A 16,314-nucleotide genomic window follows, 5' to 3' on the forward strand; every position below is an offset into this window, starting at 1 on the left:
GACCTGGACCTGCTGCGCCCGATCTACCGGCACACCTCGGCCTACGGCCACTTCGGCCGGGAGCTGCCCGAGTTCACCTGGGAGCGCACCGACCGCGTCGAGGACCTGCGCACCGCCGTCGCCTGACCGCCGTCTTCCCCTCGACGACCGTCGTAACCTGACCGCCGTCGTCGCCGAGGGCGTCGCCGACCCGCCGAGACGACGAGCGGTCTTCGGACAGCCGCCGCGGGGGACGGGCGCGGCGCGGTGTCCCCGGTCCGTGATGAAATCGGGGTCATGACCTCCTCGAGCCGCCCACGCCCAGAACAGGGCGCGCTCCTGGACCTACCGCCGGCCGCGGCCGCACCGGTCGACGGCCAGGGCGTGGAGAACCCGGTGGCCCGCGTGGTCGTCGATGTGCCTCTCCCTCACCTCGACCACCCCTTCGACTACCGCGTGCCCCCCGAGATGGCCGCGAACGCGGTTCCGGGCGCGCGGGTCCAGGTGCGCTTCGCCGGCCAGGACCGGCCCGCGTTCGTCGTCGAGCGGCGCGCCGACACCGACCACCGCGGCACCCTCGCGCCCCTTCGGCGGGCGGCCTCGCCGGTCCCGGTGCTGTCGCCCAGGGTGCTCCGGCTCTGCCGCGCGGTGGCCGACAGGTACGCCGGGACCCTCATGGACGTCGTCCGGCTGGCGGTGCCTCCCCGCCACGCCACCACGGAGAAGTCGGTCCTTGACGGTCGCAGCAGCCAGACTCCCGTCCTGCCGCCCGTCGCCGCCCCCGCGGGCGAGCGCTGGGCCTCCTACACGGGCGGGCCTGCCTTCCTGCGCCACCTGGCGGCCCGAGAGAGTCCCCGGGCGGTGTGGACGGCGCTGCCGGCCCACCGTGGTGCGGCCGTGGCCGCTGCGCCGGGTTCGCCCGCGTCACCGGCTGTCCCGGCTCCCTGGTCGGCGACGATCGCCGAGGCCGCCCAGGCGACGCTCGCCTCCGGTCGTGGCGTCCTCGTCGTTCTGCCCACGAACCGTCAGGTGGACGACGTCGTCGGGGCGCTCGAGGAGGTGCTCCCGGACGAGCCGGTGGCCCGCCTGGTCGCCGACGACGGTCCTTCGCGCCGGTACCGCGCCTTCCTCCGGGTGCTCCTGGGTGACGTCCGCGTGGTCGTCGGCACCCGGGCCGCGGCGTTCGCCCCGGTGGCCGATCTCGGTCTGGTGGTCGTCTTCGACGACGGCGACGACCGGCTGGCGGAGCCGCGGGCGCCGTACCCCCACACCCGACAGGTGCTTGCCCTGCGTGCAGAGCTCGAGGGAGGTGCGCTCCTGATCGGCGGGTTCACGCGCACGGTCGAGGCACAGCTCCTGGTCGAGCAGGGGTGGGCGCACCCCGTGCAGGCCCCTCGGTCGGTCGTGCGTGCGGCTGCCCCACGCGTCCTGGCACCGACCGACGTCGACCTCGCACGGGAAGGCCCGGCCGCCGCGGCACGGATCCCGCACCCGGCCTGGGAGCTGGCCCGGGCTGCCCTCGAGCGCGGGCCGGTCCTCGTGCAGGTGGCCCGCGGGGGTTACCTGCCCGTCGTCGCCTGTGCGCGATGCCGCGAACCGGCGCGCTGCTCGGCCTGTCACGGGCCGCTGCGCCTCGACCGACCGGGCACGACCCCGACCTGCGGCTGGTGCGGACGTCATGCGGTGGACTGGCGTTGCGTGACGTGCGGGCACACCGCACTCCGCGCCGTCAGGGTGGGCTCCTCACGCACAGCGGAGGAGCTCGGACGGGCCTTCCCGTCGGTTCCGGTAGTCGTCTCCGGCGCGACGGCGAGCCACGGCGTTGTCGAGACTGTCGACGACAAGCCTCGGCTCGTGGTTGCGACGCCCGGCGCAGAGCCCACGGCGGAGGGCGGCTTCGCCGCCGCCCTTGTCCTCGACGCCGCCTCGGCGACCTCCCGGCCCGAGCTCTCGGCGTCCGCGGAGGCACTGCGCCGGTGGCTCGGGGCCGCTGCCCTCGTACGCGGGGCGGCGGAGGGCGGCACGGTCATGCTTCTCGGCCAGCCAGCGCCCGTCCCGGCCCAGGCCATGGTGCGGTGGGATCCGGCCGGCTTCGCGGCCCGGGAGCTCGCCGAACGGACGGAGCTCTCGTTCCCGCCAGCCGTCCGCATGGTCGCGCTGCAGGGCACGGCTGCGGCGGTACGGTCGATGCTCGACCATCTGGATCGGGTCGACGGGCTCGACGTCCTGGGGCCGGTCGAGGTTGAGGACGGTGAGGTGCGCACGCTGCTGCGCGTCCCTCGTCGCCTCGGCGCGGAGCTCGCACGGCGCGTGGCCCAGGCCTCAGCGGTGCGCAGTGCCCGGAAGGAGGACGGTGCGGTGCGGGTCCAGGTCGACCCTTCCGACCTGTGGTGAGCCGCGTCCACGGCGCCCCTTCGCAAGTCCCTCTCCCTGAGCGGGGCGTGTGACGGGCCAGCGGCCCGACTTCCGCGCTGCTGCGCAGTTACACGGTTGAGACTGACGAGCCACGCGCAACGGACGCGGGCGAGGCGCGGCCGGCGACGCGTGGCGGGCGATGCGACGCGTGGCGGATCGCGACTCCACTCCTTGCCCGTCACGACTTCGGTCGCGCGTCGTATCGCTCATCGCCTCTCGCGCTTCGCATCCGGTGCAGGATGAGTGAGTGGAAACATCCTTACGCACTGACGGATCGAAGCTGACCAGCTCTCACGCCCGCCCGGACATCCACGGTGAAGCGAGCGACCCACTCACCGGGTACGACACCGTTGTCTTCGACCTCGGTCGGGTGCTCGTCGGATGGGAGCCGTACCTCGCCGTTGCCGATCAGACGAGTGAGGAGGAGTGGCAAGCCTTCGCCGAAGCCATCGACTTCCCCGCCGTGAACCTTGCGATGGACGGAGGGCTCTCGCACGCGGCCGCGCTCGCTCGGGTCCGCGAAAGCCACCCGCAGCACGAGGAGACGCTTGCCCGCTACTGCGGCAACTTCCGTGCCACGCTCACCGGCCCGGTCGCCGGCACGACCGCCATCGTCGAAGCTCTGGCCGCCGAGGGGGTCCGGCTACTCGGCCTGACGAACTGGTCTGCGGAGACATTCCACCACGCCGCGGAGGCGGCCCCGGTGATCGACCGCCTCGAGGACGTCCTCGTCTCCGGCCGGGAGGGTGTCGTCAAGCCTGACCCGGCGATCTTCCACCTTCTTATCGAGCGCTACGAGCTCCGGCCGGGGACGACAGTGTTCGTCGACGACTCGCCGGCCAACGTCGCCGCCGCCGAGGGCGTGGGTCTTCGAGCACTGCACTTCACCGGCGCGGCGCAGCTTCGCGCCGACCTGCAGAACCTTGGCCTGCTGGCCGACGGTGACACCATCGCGCCTTAGCCGCTGCCCCGGCGGCACGCGCTGCCGAGCCGTGCCATCAGAGCGCGGTTGTCGCGGCATGGGGCGTGGCCGCGTAGAGGTGTGTGGCTGACCAGCGCGTGGCGGCACAGGCAAGTTGTGTCTCACCACGGTTTGCTATGCCGCGCAAATGCGCCAGTGCGCGGGGCCGGTGGTTGTGCGGGCGCATCTCCCCGTCGGCCAGCAGGCCATCCACCCCGCACGAGGCCAGGACGCTAGAAGGGCGGATCGCTGGGCTGGTCGGGCAGTTCCTCGTCGTCCCAGAGGGTCTGTCTGCGGAAGGAGCCTGCTCCGGCACCCGCCGCAACTGCCTTCTCCGCCGGTGGGGCAGGGTGATCGGTGACGGGGTCCGCCACATCGGGGCGCCCATCGATGTCCGGCCTAGAGCGCGCCTGCCTTGTCAAAGCAATGTCGGTCTGCCGTGCCGATGACGGCGCGCTCGGACTGTCGGGGAGTCGAGGCTCTGCACGGCCATCACTTGCCCGAACCGTGTTCCAAGCGTCGAGAAGTTCTCGCGAGCCCGGTGGCGCCTGGGGTGACCGTTGATCATCTCTGGGTGCCTCGGCGCGCCGCCGTGGCGGTCGTCGCCTCGTGCCGATAACAGATCCGTCGGCTCGGTAGAACCCGAAGCCGTCGACCAGCGGGACGATCCTGATGTGCTCCTTGTGCACCACGTGGTGGTGGTAGCTGCACAGCGTCACCGCGTTGCGCACCGACGTCGGTCCGCCTCGCGAGTACCAGACGATGTGGTGGATTTCCGACCAGGCCGCGCGGATCGTGCAGCCCGGCCACTGGCACGTCCTATCTCGCGTCGTCACCGCACGCCGCAGCTCGCGGGTGTAGGTGCGCTGGGTCATGCCGACGTCGAGAGGGACGGAATCGGCGCTCATGACCACACGGGTGACCTCGCAGTCGCACATCAGGCGTTGAAGCTCCCGGAAGGGCACGATCGTGCCGTCCTCCAGCTCGCCCGGTGCGACGTCCGGAAGTGCCGGGATGCTCGCGGGCCGTGAGAGTACCGTGCAGCCCGGCACCGCCGACTCCACCGAGTCGACACTCGCCGCGCTGCCGTCGGAGCTCAGCCCGAACGCCGCGCCAGCGCCCTGGGCCAGGTCGGTGATGCTCTCCGTGGAGGCGTCGACGGCGTCCCGGTGCGCCCGCGCCGCGGCCCAGGTCTCCTCGCTGACCACCAGTGCCAGGTGTGGGCGGACCTGCGCCCCGTTGAGGTCGGAGCCAACCTGAAGAGTGCGCGACGCCAGCGTGACCAGCGCATCCGCATGGCGCTGCGCACGACTTCGGTCATCGTCCGCGGCTATCGGACCGACGACGGCGTCCAGGGCGGTTTCGACGAGCGTGCCACCGACGTCGTCGAGGATCCAATGCCCCGAGCGCCCCCCTCCGGCCGCCTTGCCGAAGGTCACGGACCGTCGGCGCCACGTCGCGTCGAAGCTCTCCTGCGCGGCCTGGGCGTCGATGCTCGCCGCGTGGCGACGGGCCTCCTTCGCCAGCTCCGGAGCCGTGAGCTTCCTGCGTTTCGCGTGCTCGACGAGCTCGGCGGTGACGCCGTCGTCCAGCGCTTGCTTCACTTCCTCCGAGGCGTCCGCCCGCAGCCGTGCCAGCGCCCGCGCGTGCTCGATGCTCAAGGCACCGCTGTCGACCGCCCGCGCGACCTCCGGCATTGCCTCCAGCCCCTCTGCCACGACGAGCTCGCCGGCAGCCGTACCTCGCCCGGTGCCCGTCGTACGGGCACGCCAGTCGACGTAGTCGCGGTCTCTGGCTGACCCCCACCGACCGTCCTCCTTGTGGGCCACCAGGACCCTCCCTCGATACACCGTGAGCTCCCGGATCACGGCGTCGAGCACGACGATGGCACTCTCGCGCTCCGCCGGCTCCCAGGCACGTGCTCCCACGGGGTCCGCCTGCGCACGCAACTCCTCGACAGTGCGACGCACGGCCGCGAGCAGTGCCGCGGGGCTGCTCGAACCGGGCCCGGCATTCACGGTCGAAAGCGTGGACATCGTCATCCCTAGGTTGATCGGACGGCTGTATGAAACGCTACCGAATCCGTCCGACATCGGCTCAGGTCCGACTGATGCCTGTGGAGAGGACGCCAGACCCGCGACCTGTGGGCGGACCGACGGCCTCGACCGGTCGGAGCCACCGCCCGCGCCAAACGGTCCACGGGTGTCGCGCCGCCACCTGGCGACGGGTGTCGCGCCGCAACCGTTCAACGGGCCGTCGCGCCGCATCCCTTCAACCGGCCGCCGCGCGGCAGACAGTCCGGGCCGCCTCTCCTGGGGCGCGGTCCGCCCCGGCAGGGACACCTAGACTCGGGCACCATGCGTCTTCTCTTCGCCGGCACCCCGGAGGTCGCCCTGCCGAGCCTGCGGGCCCTCATCGCGTCCGACCACGACGTCGTCGCCGTCCTGACCCGCCCGGACGCCCGCCGCGGACGGGGCAGGACGCTTGACGCGAGCCCCGTCGCCGAGCTGGCCCGTGAGGCCGGGATCGAGGTCCTCACCCCGCGTAGCCTCCGCGAGGAGGGCGTGGCGGAGCGCCTGGGCACCCTCGAGCTCGACGCGGCCCCGGTGGTCGCGTACGGCGGCCTCGTGCCCGCTGAGCTGCTGGACGTGCCCACCCACGGCTGGGTCAACCTCCACTTCTCCCTGCTGCCCGCCTGGCGCGGAGCCGCTCCGGTGCAGCGCGCGATCATCGCCGGCGACGAGGTCACCGGCGCCAGTGTGTTCCAGCTCGAGGCCGGGCTGGACACCGGGCCGGTGTACGGCACGCTCACCGAGACCGTCGGCCCCCGCGACACCGCTGGCGACCTGCTCGGCCGCCTCGCCGAGTCCGGCGCCGGCCTGCTCGTCGCGGTGCTCGACGCCATCGCGGCCGGCACCGCGCGCCCGCACCCGCAGCCTGCCGAGGGCGTCAGCCTCGCTCCCAAGCTCGAGGTGGCCGATGCCGCCGTGCGCTGGGCCGACCCCGCGATGGCGGTGGACCGTCTCGTCCGCGGCTGCACCCCGGCCCCGGGCGCATGGACCACCCTGCCTGACGGCGCCCGGCTTAAGCTCGGCCCCGTCACGGTGCGCCCCGACGTCGACGATCTCCGTCCGGGCCAGGTCCGCGCCGGCAAACATGAGGTGCTGGTGGGGACCGGTTCGTCCGCCGTCGCGCTCGGTGAGGTGGCCCCCGCGGGGCGGAGCTGGATGGCGGCCGAGGCGTGGGCACGTGGTGCCCGCCCGGACGGACTCGTCCTCGGAGCGCCGGGCGGTGCGGCATGAGCCCCGCCGACAGCGGATCCCGGGGAAGCGGGCGCGGCGACGGCGGATCCCGGGGAGCCGGGCGCGCCGACGGCGGAGCGCGTGGAACCGGACGAGGCGACGGCGGACCCCGCGCATCGGGGTCGGGCCCGCGCCGGCAGGGACCCGGGCGCGGGTCGGACCAGAGCCGGCCGCGCAGGCGCCGCCCGAAGGTCGACGCACCACGTCTCGCCGCCTACGAGGTTCTGCGCCAGGTCGCAGGCTCCGACGCCTACGCCAACCTCGTCCTGCCGAACCTGCTGCGCGATCGCGACATCACGGGAAGGGACGCGGGCTTCGCCACCGAGCTGGCGTACGGCACCCTCCGCCTCCAGGGCCGGTACGACGCCGTCCTCTCCCAGTGCACCAACGGCCGCCCGCTCTCCGCGCTCGACCCGGAGGTGCTCGACCTGCTGCGCCTCGGCGCCCACCAGATCCTCGGCATGCGCGTGCCGGCCCACGCCGCGGTGTCCGAGACGGTCGCCCTCACTCGTACGGTCGCCGGCCCGGCGCCGGCCGGTCTGGTCAACGCCGTGCTGCGCGCCGTGGCCCGGACGGACCTGGCCGGCTGGCTCGAACGCATCGGCGAGGTGGCCGACCCGGACGGCACCAACCAGGTCGCCCGCCTCTCCGCGACGACGTCCCACCCGGAGTGGATCACCCGGGCGCTGCGCCAGAGTCTCCTCGCGGACGGTCGCCCGGCCGACGAGCTCGGCGACCTGCTGGACGCCGACAACGAGCCGCCGCGCGTCACGCTGGTGGCCCGGCCCGGGCTGGTGGCGCCCCAGGACCTCGCCGAGGAGATCGCCCGGGAGTCGGGCCAGACTGCCGTGCCGGGCCGTTGGTCGCCGTTCGCGCTCGTGGCGGCAGGTGGGGATCCGTCACGGCTGCCGTCCGTGCGCCGGGCGCGGGCGGGCGCGCAGGACGAGGGTTCACAGCTGGTCGCCCTCGCGCTGGCCGCCGCGCCGCTCGCCCCTCCGGACGAGGGGGAGCAGCGTCCGACAGCAGGGGTTGACGACGCCGACCGGGCGACCGCCAGACAGGCGGGCGAGAGCCCCTCGGGTGCCGACCAGCCGCACCTCAGCCAGGCGGGCGAGAGGCCCGCGGGCGACCGCGCATGGCTCGACCTGTGCGCCGGTCCCGGCGGCAAGGCGGCCCTTCTCGGCGCGCTCGCGCACGAGCGTGGCGCCACGCTGCTCGCCAACGAGGTGGCGCCGCACCGCGCCGGCCTCGTCCGCGGCTCCGTCTCGGCGGTGCCGGACGGGACCGTCCAGGTGCGGGTGGGCGACGGCCGAGACCTCGGCGAGGAGATGCCGGGCAGGTTCGACCGCGTCCTCGTCGACGCGCCGTGCACCGGCCTGGGCGCGCTCCGCCGTCGCCCTGAGTCACGGTGGCGGCGCACGCCCGCCGACCTCACGCAGCTCGGCGCGCTGCAGCGGTCGCTGCTCGCCTCCGCCGTCGAGGCCACGCGGGTGGGCGGCGTGGTCGCGTACGTCACCTGCTCCCCGCACCTGGCCGAGACCCGGACGGTGGTGGAGGACGCACTCCGCCGGCTGGGTGACGTCGAACTTCTCGACGCCGCCGCCGTCGTCCGCTCGATCGCCGTCACCGAGCCCCCGGGCCTGGGCGACGGGCCGTTCGTGCAGCTCTGGCCGCACGCGCACGGCACGGACGCGATGTTCCTCGCGCTGCTGCGGCGCACCTGAGCCACCACGGCACGAGCCGGAGGTGCTGGCTAGGGTGGGGCGCGTGAGCATCGTCATCTCCCCGAGCATCCTGAACTCCGACTTCTCCGACGTGCGCGGGGAGCTGGCCAAGATCGCCGGGGCGGACTACGCCCACGTCGACGTGATGGACAACCACTTCGTCCCCAACCTCACGCTGGGTCTGCCCGTCGTGGAGGCGATCCTGCGGGTGACGCCGATCCCGGTGGACGCCCACCTGATGATCGAGGACCCGGACCGCTGGGCCCCGGCCTACGCAGAGGCGGGATGCACGTCGGTGACCTTCCACGCCGAGGCGGCCACGGCACCGGTGAAGCTCGCCCGCGAGCTGCGCGCGCAGGGCGCGCGCGCCGGCCTCGCCCTTCGCCCCGCGACGGCGATCGAGCCGTACCTCGACCTCCTGCCGGAGTTCGACATGATCCTCGTGATGACGGTCGAGCCCGGGTTCGGCGGGCAGTCGTTCATCGACGGCACGCTGCCGAAGATCGCCCGCACGCGGCAGGCGATCCGCGACGCGGGTCTCGACGTGTGGGTCCAGGTCGACGGCGGTGTCTCCCGGGCGACCATCGAGCGCGCCGCCGACGCCGGAGCGAACGTCTTCGTCGCCGGGTCCGCCGTCTACAAGGCTGAGGATGCCGCGGCCGAGGTGCAGGCGCTGCGGGACCTCGCCAGCGCCGCCCACGCGCACTGAGGCCCACAGAGGGTCCGCGGCCGGACGCATCTAGAGCTCGCTGCAGGACCTCGGTATGGGCAGAGGAATGAGTCGTTGGTACGCGCACGGGACGGACACGTTCGTGATGTGTCCCGGCCCCTCGGAGGCATACATCACCCCGTCCGGACGGCCGCGGCACCTATAAGTCCTCTCACGATGTGACCTGCAGGACAGCCCCCGTGATCGGATCGTTATAGGGTCACTGGGCCCAAATTCCTGACAGGACGGACATACCCATGAGTGACCAGGCGTTCCATATCGCCGCACTGGTCGTCTACTTCGCGGCCATGCTCGCAATCGGCTTGTACTTCATGCGGAAGAACAACAGCCTCGACGAGTACATGCTCGGAGGACGTGGTCTGCCACCCGCGGTCGCAGCCCTCAGCGCGGGGGCCTCGGACATGTCGGGCTGGTTGCTGATGGGGCTGCCTGGTGCCATCTACGCCGCCGGCCTCGTCGAGGCCTGGATCGCGGTCGGCCTGACGATCGGCGCCTGGCTCAACTGGAAGTTCGTCGCGCCGCGTCTGCGGGTCTACACCCAGGTCTCGGAGAACTCGATCACCATCCCGAGCTTCCTGGAGAACCGTCTGCGCGACACCTCGCGCTCGCTGCGCATCGCGGCCGGCCTCATCATCCTCGTGTTCTTCACGTTCTACGTCTCCGCCGGCATGGTGTCCGGCGGCGTGTTCTTCGCCAGCTCGTTCGGCATGGAGTACCGCACGGGGATGCTGCTGATCGCGGGCGTGACCGTGCTCTACACGCTCGGTGGCGGCTTCCTCGCCGCGAGCTACACCGACTTCGTGCAGGGTCTGATGATGTTCTTCGCCCTCGTGGCCGTCCCCGTCGTCGGCCTGTTCGCCGTCGGTGGCCCGTCCGGCGTCGCCGCGACCGTCCGCGAGGTCGACCCGGCGCTGCTGAGCATGGTGGGCGGGGGAGCCAGCCTGCTCGGTATCGTCTCCGCCCTCGCGTGGGGCCTGGGGTACTTCGGCCAGCCGCACATCATCGTCCGCTTCATGGCGATGCGGACGCTCGGTGAGATCAGGACCGGTCGAAGGATCGGCATGGGCTGGATGATCCTCGCCGTGCTCGGCGCCATCGCCACCGCGCTCGTCGGCGTCGCCTACTTCCAGCAGAACCCCGGTGTCACCCTCGAGGACCCGGAGACCGTGTTCCTGCTCCTCGGCCAGATCCTGTTCCACCCGCTCATCGCCGGGTTCATCCTCGCCGCCGTCCTGGCAGCGATCATGAGCACCGTGTCGTCCCAGCTGATCGTCAGCGCCTCGGCGCTCGTCGAGGACCTGTTCAAGGTCGGCCTCAAGCGGGAGGCGACCGACCGGCAGCAGGTGATGATCAGCCGGCTGGCCGTGCTCGTGATCTCGGTGGTCGCCGCGGCCATGGCGTGGACGCAGAACGACACGATTCTCGGGCTCGTCGCCTTCGCCTGGGCCGGTTTCGGTGCGGCCTTCGGGCCGACGATCCTGCTCGCCCTGTACTGGCGGCGTCTCAGCACGGCGGGAGCACTGACGGGCATGGTCGCCGGCGCCCTGATGGTCGGCATCTGGGGGAACATCGACGGCGGGATCTTCGACCTCTACGAGATCGTCCCCGGGTTCGTCCTCAACCTCGTCCTCGCCGTCGTCGTCAGCAACGCCACGCACAAGCACCACGACGAGGTCACCGACGAGTTCGACCGCACCATGCGGGTCATTGACGCGGGCGGTTCGGCGGAGGAGGAGAACGCTCCCGCCACCGCCTGAGCGCCTTCGATCGCTACCCGCACGCAGAAGCGACTCGGGCGCAGGTGCGACGTCTGCACAAGCGCCCAGCACGACGAGGCCCGTGCCACCGAGAGGTGGCACGGGCCTCGTCGTCCGGCGGAAAAGACGTCATCGCGCCGCACCGATCGCTCGCTCCGCGCCGGCCCGCACCGCCGCCAGCATCATGACGGCAGCGCCGGCGGCGCAGAGCCACATGACCAGGGCCCAGCTGCCGGAGGTCCCGTGCACCCAGCCGAGAGCCACCGGACCGACGGCGGCGACGGCGTAGCCGGCGGACTGGACGAGCGCCGAGAGACCGCGGCCGTAGTCCGCGTCCACGGGGCGCATCGCGATGAGCGTCATCCCCAGCCCGATGCCCGCTCCCTGAGCGAGCCCGCCGAGGACCACCAGCGCTGGCCACCCGCCCGGGGCCACCGCCATGCCCACGAAGAACGCGCACCACGCGAGGGCGATGACGACCCCCGACCGAACCGCGCCGCCGAGGGCGCGCAGGAGGAGCGGGACCACCAACGTCCCGGCGATGCCGATGAGGTGGAACAGCGACAGCGCGGTCCCGGCCAGTTCGTCGGTCGTGCCCGCCTCGTCCGAGAGCAGCGCCGGCAACCACGTGCTGGCGCTGTAGAAGAGGGTGGCCTGCAGGCCGAAGAAGAGCGCCAGCCACCACGCGTCTCCGACCCGCCACACGGGCGGCCTGTCGGCATCCTTGTGGCCGGACGAGGCAGACCGTGCCGCGGACCCGGGCGCCGACCGCGGGGCCGTCGACTGTGGTGCCGTGGGCAGCGGCGCCACGATTCCCCGTCGACGGCGCACGTACAGCAGCCAGCCCACCGCCGCGACCGCCGCGGGTACGGCCAGCAGCGCCATGGCCGAGCGCCACCCCAACTCGTTGGCGACGGGCACGGCGAGTGCCGCCGCGACGCCCTGCCCGACGCCGTAGGAGCCGGTCGAGGCGGCCATCACCACCGCCGTACGCCGCCCGGCGTCGCGACGCACCGCGATCGGCACGAGCACGTTCCCGACCGTGATGGCGACGCCGACCAGCGCCGTCCCGCCGAGCAGGAGGCCGAAGGAGCCCCAGGGGCGCAGCGCCGTGGCGAGCCCGAGCAGCAACAACGAGAGCAGCACCGCGCGGTCAACCCCCAGCCGGCGCACAAGCAGAACGACGAGCGGGGAGACGACGGCGAAGCACAGGAGCGGCAGCGACGTCAGCAGCCCGGCGGCGGATCCCGTCAGGTCCAGCTCCGCGGAGAGGGCGGGGATGAGAGGCGGCACCCCGACGATCGGTGCTCGCAGGTTCAGACCGACCAGGACGATCGCGACGAGCAGCAGGCCGACCCGGGGAACGGCCCGGTCCGCCGCGGCCGGGCCACGCGCAAGGGCACCTTCCGTGGCGCCGTCATCACGCGCGGCGGCACCACCCGCGGCGCCGCCGGACCTCACCGGTTCGCGACGAGATCGCTCGTGATCGCGTCCGCCGCCGCCAGGAGGTGGGGGAGGGTCTCGGCGAGCATGGTGGTCGCCGACCCGCGCCGCGCCGCGGTCGAGACGTTGACGGCGGCGACGACGCGCCCGGTCCGGTCCCGCACGGGCGCGGCCAGCGACCGCAGCCCCTCCTCGAGCTCCTCGTCCACGATCGACCAGCCCTGCTCGCGGACCCGGGCCAGCTCGGCGAACAGCTGGTCGCGGTCCGTGATCGTGTACCGCGTGAGCGCGGCGAGATCGCCGAGGTGCGCGTCGACCTCGTCCTCGGGCAGCCCGGCGAGCAGCACCCTCCCCATCGAGGTCGCGTAGGCGGGCAGCCTGGTGCCGACGCCGAGATCGACGCTCATGATCCGCCGGCTCGCCACGCGGGCGACGTAGGTGATGTCGCTGCCGTCGAGCACGGACGCCGAGGCGGACTCCCCGACGGCGGTCGCGAGGCGCTCGAGGTGCGGCCGGGCGATCTCGGGCAGGCCGAGCGAGGAGAGGTAGGCGTACCCCAGCTCCAGGACGCGCGGGCGGAGGGCGAAGAGCCGGCCGTCGGCGGCGACGTAACCCAGGTCCACGAGCGTGTGCAGGAACCGGCGGGCAGCGGCGCGGGTGAGCCCGGTGCGGCGTGCGACGTCGCTGAGGGTCAGGCGCGGGTGCTCGGCGTCGAACGCCCGGATGACCGCGAGACCCCGGTCCAGCGACTGCACGTAGCCGGAGGAGCGCTCCGGCTCCTGATGGGACACGACCGCACCCTCCACGTTGCTCATGGGAGCCCCCTAACCCACGTAGTTCTCGGACAGCGCCGTCGCGTGCGCCTCGGAGCCGACGACGCTGCGCAGCTGTGCCGTCTGCACGCGACGGTCGAAGCCGGAGTCGCCGTCGAAGCGGTGCAGCATCGTCGTCATCCACCAGGAGAAGTACTCCGCCCGCCACACCGCGCGCAGCGCCCGGTCGGTGTAGGTACGCAGACCCTCCTCGGCGCCGTGGCGGAGCTGCTCCGTGAGCGCGCGCGCCAGCAGGTCGACGTCGCGGATCGCCAGGTTCATCCCCTTGGCGCCGGTCGGCGGGACGGTGTGGGCGGCGTCGCCGGCCAGGAACAGCCGGCCGCGCTGCATCGGCTCGCCGACGTAGCTGCGCAGCGGGGCGAGGGAGCGCTCGAAGATCTCCCCTCGCGTGGGCTCCCACGGCTCGCCGTCGAGACTGAACCGGACCGCCAGCTCGTCCCAGATCCGCTCGTCGGACCAGTCCTCGAGCCGGTCGGTCGACGGGACCTGGAGGTAGAGGCGGGTCACCTCGTGGGACCGCATGGAGTACAGGGCGAACCCGCGCTCGTGGTTGGCGTAGACCAGCTCGTCCACCCGCGGCGCGGCGTGCGCGAGGATGCCGAGCCAGGCGAACGGGTAGACCTTCTCGAAGGTCTTCAGCGTCTCACCCATGGCCGGCCGCCCGGCCCCGTGGGCGCCGTCGCAGGCGACGACGAAGTCCGCGACGATCCGGTGCTCCGCGCCGTCGACGGTGTACGTCACCGACGGCTCGCCCGAGTCGACGTCGTGGATCGCCGCCGGGCCGCACGCGAACCGCACGTCACCGCCGTCCGCGATGCGCCGCTCCGCGAGGTCGTGGACGATCTCCTGCTGCCCGTACACGGTGATGTGGCGGCCGGTGAGCTCGCTCATCGCGATCCGGTGGCCGGCGCCGTCGAAGCGCAGCTCGATGCCCCCGTGCGGCAGGCCCTCCCGGTCCATGCGCTCGCCGACGCCGGCCTGCCGCAGGATGTCGGCCGCGCCGTGCTCGACGACCCCGGCGCGCACCCGCGCCTGGACGTACTCGCGGTCGCGGGCCTCCACCAGGATCGAGGCGATCCCGTTGAGGTGGAGCAGGTGCGACAGCAGCAGACCCGCCGGGCCGGCCCCGAGAATGGCGACGGACGTCCGCTCGGTGGTCATGCCGTGCCCAGGCCCGCCATCGGGCCGTCCCCGGCGGTGGGCGGACGCCGGTCACCCTCGCGCTCCGCGGCGGTCGGCACGAACATCTCCTCGTCCGGCCGGTGGCCGCGCTTGGCCTTCTGCACGAGGTCGTAGACATGGGCGCGCAGGCGGGCGAACTCGGGGTCGTTGCGGGTGGTGAGCTGGTCGCGCTCGTCGGGGAGGTTGACGACGACGTCCTCCATGATGACCGTGGGGCGGCCGGACAGGACGAGGACGCGCTGGCCGAGGTAGATGGACTCGTCGATGTCGTGGGTGACGAAGAGCAGGGTCAGGCCCAGGCGGTGCCACAGGTCGCGGACGAGGTCCTCGAGGTCGGCGCGGGTCTGGGCGTCGACGGCGGCGAAGGGCTCGTCCATGAGCAGGATGTGCGGCTCGTAGGCCACCGCCCGGGCGATGGCCACGCGCTGCTGCATGCCGCCGGAGAGCTGCCAGGGGTAGGAGCGGGGCACGTCGGCCAGGCCCACGGCCTCCAGCGCGGCGGCGACCTTGGGGCCGCGCTGGGCCTTGGGCACGCCCTTCTCCTTCAGGGGCAGCTCGACGTTCTGCGCCACGGTCAGCCAGGGGAACAGGGAGCGGGCGTACTCCTGGAAGACCATGGCCATACCCTTGGGCGGACCCTTGACGACCTGGCCCTCCAGCGACACGGTCCCGTGGGTCGGGGCCAGCAGCCCGGACAGGCACCTCAGGAGGGTGGTCTTGCCGGCGCCGGAGGGGCCGACGATGCACACCATCTCCCCGGCCTTGACGGTGAAGGTGAGGTCGCGGATGGCCTCGGTGTCCCCGGCGGCGGAGTGGTAGACCTTGTTCAGCCCGGTCACGTCGAGCATGTCGGTCCCGGCCACGGGCCGGTACGCGGTCTCGGCGGTGGTGTTCGAGCTCATGAGTTGCCTCCTCGTTGGGACTGGCGCAGGCCGCGGTACCAGGCCAGCACGGGGCGCTCGACGGCGCGGAAGATGATCGAGAGCACGACCCCGACGAGGCCGAGCAGGATGATGCCGGTCCACATCTGCGGGATCGCGAAGGACCGCTGGAACTGCACGATGGTGAACCCAAGCCCGTTGTTCGCGGCGAACATCTCCGAGATCACCATCAGGATGATCCCGATCGACAGGGCCTGGCGGGCGCCGGTCATGATCTGGGGGGACGCCCCGCGCAGCACGAGGGTGCGCAGCTGGGTGCCCCGGCGCAGCCGGTAGACCTGGGAGGTGTCGCGCAGCACGTCGTCGATGCCCCGCACGCCCTCGATGGTGTTCAGCAGGATCGGCCACAGGCACCCCGTCGCGATGACGAAGACCTTCATGGTGGTGAAGATGCCCAGGAACAGCATGAGGATCGGGATCATCACCGGCGGCGGGATGGCCCGGAAGAACTCCAGCGCCGGCTCGGTGAACGCGCGCAGGGTCGGGGACAGGCCGATCGCCATGCCCAGGCCGATGCCCACCACCAGCGCGATGGCGTAACCGATGAGCAGCCGGATCACCGACGGCAGCACGTCCGAGGTGAGCCGTCCCTCCAGCCACGTCGAGGGGAACGCGGCGACGATGTCGGCCAGCGGCGGGGCGAAGAAGGACTCGCTGTCCGCCGACCACAGCCACCAGGCCGCGATCAGGAGCACGGGCAGGGCGACGGCGACGATCACCCGCCGTGGCAGCGAGCCCTGGCGCCTCCGGCGAGGGGTCGCCGGCGCGGCCGGTGCGGTGAGCTCGGTGGTGGTGCTCATGCTGCGGTCTCCCGCCGGATCGAGGGGTGCCAGCGCAGGATCCTGCGCTCGAGGGCACGGGCCAGAAGGTTCACGCCGACGCCGAGCAGACCGGTCACGATCACCAGGGCGTACATCGAGGCCGTGGCCCCGGAGGACTGGGCCACCGCGAGCAGCTTGCCCAGCCCCGGGGTGCCGATGATCAGCTCGCCCGTCACCGTCAGAATCAGCGCGACGGTGGCCGCCAGCCGGAACCCGGTGACGATGT

14 protein-coding genes are annotated in these 16,314 nt (G+C 72.7%); 7 read left to right on the forward strand and 7 right to left on the reverse strand.

The genetic code is table 11. The features are described from left to right. The 3 genes from ABD774_RS20695 to ABD774_RS20705 all read left to right on the forward strand — a co-directional run. Window positions 1-126: methionine adenosyltransferase domain-containing protein (locus ABD774_RS20695; RefSeq protein WP_345045220.1), on the forward strand; the 126-nt coding region annotated here is incomplete at its 5' end. Between the two features lie 150 nt (window positions 127-276). Beyond that, window positions 277-2,373: a primosomal protein N' gene (locus ABD774_RS20700; RefSeq protein WP_345045468.1), complete on the forward strand. Its 2,097-nt coding sequence runs from the start codon at window positions 277-279 to the stop codon at window positions 2,371-2,373. Between the two features lie 268 nt (window positions 2,374-2,641). After that, window positions 2,642-3,355 carry an HAD family hydrolase gene (locus tag ABD774_RS20705; RefSeq protein WP_345045470.1) on the forward strand — a complete coding sequence of 238 codons (714 nt, stop codon included), beginning with the start codon at window positions 2,642-2,644 and terminating at the stop codon, window positions 3,353-3,355. A 233-nt stretch (window positions 3,356-3,588) separates the two neighbouring features. Here ABD774_RS20705 and ABD774_RS20710 read toward each other — a convergent pair whose 3' ends face one another. Continuing rightward, the gene (locus ABD774_RS20710; protein WP_345045472.1) at window positions 3,589-5,397 is read right to left on the reverse strand and encodes an HNH endonuclease; all 1,809 of its coding nucleotides are present in this window, start codon (window positions 5,395-5,397) and stop codon (window positions 3,589-3,591) included. A gap of 315 nt (window positions 5,398-5,712) precedes the next feature. Between ABD774_RS20710 and fmt the strand changes: the two genes are divergently transcribed. The 4 genes from fmt (at window position 5,713) to putP (ending at window position 10,868) form a co-directional block, all read left to right on the forward strand. Continuing rightward, window positions 5,713-6,657 carry a methionyl-tRNA formyltransferase gene (fmt, locus tag ABD774_RS20715; RefSeq protein ID WP_345045475.1) on the forward strand — a complete coding sequence of 315 codons (945 nt, stop codon included), beginning with the start codon at window positions 5,713-5,715 and terminating at the stop codon, window positions 6,655-6,657. Beyond that, window positions 6,654-8,381 (forward strand): RsmB/NOP family class I SAM-dependent RNA methyltransferase, encoded by a 1,728-nt coding sequence (locus ABD774_RS20720; RefSeq protein WP_345045477.1) that lies wholly within the window; start codon window positions 6,654-6,656, stop codon window positions 8,379-8,381. The genes fmt and ABD774_RS20720 overlap by 4 nt, the downstream gene beginning before the upstream one ends. Window positions 8,382-8,424: 43 nt before the next feature. Continuing rightward, window positions 8,425-9,090, forward strand: coding sequence for a ribulose-phosphate 3-epimerase (gene rpe, locus ABD774_RS20725; RefSeq protein ID WP_345045479.1), 666 nt, complete (start codon window positions 8,425-8,427; stop codon window positions 9,088-9,090). A 257-nt stretch (window positions 9,091-9,347) separates the two neighbouring features. Then, window positions 9,348-10,868: a sodium/proline symporter PutP gene (putP, locus tag ABD774_RS20730; RefSeq protein WP_345045481.1), complete on the forward strand. Its 1,521-nt coding sequence runs from the start codon at window positions 9,348-9,350 to the stop codon at window positions 10,866-10,868. A 129-nt stretch (window positions 10,869-10,997) separates the two neighbouring features. On the opposite strand, the gene ABD774_RS20735 is transcribed toward putP, so the two are convergent. The 6 genes from ABD774_RS20735 to ABD774_RS20760 all read right to left on the reverse strand — a co-directional run. Further along, complete coding sequence (locus ABD774_RS20735) at window positions 10,998-12,329, reverse strand: MFS transporter (protein WP_345045484.1); 1,332 nt, start codon at window positions 12,327-12,329, stop codon at window positions 10,998-11,000. Further along, window positions 12,326-13,126, reverse strand: a complete 801-nt coding sequence (locus ABD774_RS20740; protein WP_345045486.1) for an IclR family transcriptional regulator domain-containing protein — start codon at window positions 13,124-13,126, stop codon at window positions 12,326-12,328. The genes ABD774_RS20735 and ABD774_RS20740 overlap by 4 nt, the downstream gene beginning before the upstream one ends. 9 nt (window positions 13,127-13,135) lie before the next feature. Beyond that, window positions 13,136-14,305: a 4-hydroxybenzoate 3-monooxygenase gene (locus tag ABD774_RS20745; protein ID WP_345045488.1), complete on the reverse strand. Its 1,170-nt coding sequence runs from the start codon at window positions 14,303-14,305 to the stop codon at window positions 13,136-13,138. Beyond that, on the reverse strand, window positions 14,302-15,228 hold the full coding sequence (locus tag ABD774_RS20750; RefSeq protein ID WP_345045490.1) for an ABC transporter ATP-binding protein: 927 nt from the start codon (window positions 15,226-15,228) through the stop codon (window positions 14,302-14,304). Before ABD774_RS20750 ends, ABD774_RS20745 begins: the two co-directional genes overlap by 4 nt. Further along, window positions 15,225-16,067, reverse strand: a complete 843-nt coding sequence (locus ABD774_RS20755; protein WP_345045492.1) for an ABC transporter permease — start codon at window positions 16,065-16,067, stop codon at window positions 15,225-15,227. The genes ABD774_RS20750 and ABD774_RS20755 overlap by 4 nt, the downstream gene beginning before the upstream one ends. Continuing rightward, window positions 16,064-16,314: ABC transporter permease subunit (locus ABD774_RS20760; RefSeq protein WP_345045495.1), on the reverse strand; the 251-nt coding region annotated here is incomplete at its 5' end. The genes ABD774_RS20760 and ABD774_RS20755, both read right to left, overlap by 4 nt.

Source organism: Georgenia daeguensis, assembly GCF_039537705.1.
Classification (GTDB): domain Bacteria; phylum Actinomycetota; class Actinomycetes; order Actinomycetales; family Actinomycetaceae; genus Georgenia; species Georgenia daeguensis.